At 44.9% G+C, this 986-nt stretch carries 1 protein-coding gene; it reads right to left on the bottom strand.

The window, feature by feature from the left end; genetic code table 11:
* Positions 1–819, bottom strand: an 819-nt coding sequence (locus AC1DWN_RS34315; RefSeq protein WP_477563277.1) for a LacI family DNA-binding transcriptional regulator, incomplete at its 3' end; no start/stop codon positions are given.
* Between the last annotated feature and the right edge of the window lie 167 nt (positions 820–986).

Raw genomic sequence — 986 nt, 5'->3', positions numbered from 1 at the left:
GCATACAAGAGACATGTCAGCCGGTACATGAATGCTGCGATCACGCAGTAGCTTCAGAATTTCAACAGCGAGCACGTTGTTGCCAGCTACAATGGCTGTTGGAGGCGGGTCAAGCTGATCAAGCCACTGCTCCATTTTGGACAGGTCCTTTACAGGTCCGAAGCTTGTTTCAAATACATATTTATCTTCATAGGTTAGGTCATTTAGCYTCAGCCCTTCCTGGTAGCCCTGTAGTCTTAAGCGGGCACTGGATACGGAAGGTGATCCATTCACCATTGCAATGCGACGGTGACCTTGAGACACAAGGTGCTCGACAAGACGTCGTGCGCCTTCTTTGCTGTCCCCAAGCACGATGTCGCACTCAATGCCGGGTACTTCACGGTCAAGCAGGACAAAAGGCACATTGTGTTTACGCAGAGATTCCAAATGCGGAAGAGAAGGGTCTCCTGTTGGTGCCACAAGAACGCCGTCTACACGGGCTGTCAGAATCGTCGTCACATAGTCAGATTCCTTGTCAAGATTCTCATCACTGTTTCCGAAAAGCAGACGATATCCCGATTTAATGGCAGCATCCTCAGCACCGCGGGCAAGCGTTGTATAGAAAGGGTTCATAATATCAGTAATGAGCAGAAATAAAAGCTTGGTCTGCTGCAGGACTAGACTTCTGGCGGTTTGGTTTGGAACATAGTTCAATTCTTCCATAACTCGCTTTACTTTAGTTCTCGTTTTCTCGCTGATTTTTCCAGTGTTATTGATAACTCTGGAGACGGTCATTGCGGATACGCTTGCTTTGGCCGCAATATCATATATGGTTACCATTCTAATGTCTCCTTATTGAATATCCTTGAATCTATCATACAGAAAAGTTGCCATTGACAGCAACCCTTATTCTTGTTATTTTGAGGTTATCGGTAACATTATTATATCATATTGGAGGTTTTTTTATTATGACGGATTCAAACTTACGTTTTCAATCAGGATTTCCT

This window comes from Paenibacillus sp. P4_A7 (assembly GCF_056402455.1).
The sequence above is the reverse complement of the archived record's forward strand: the minus strand, read 5'-3'. Positions and strand labels throughout refer to the sequence as shown.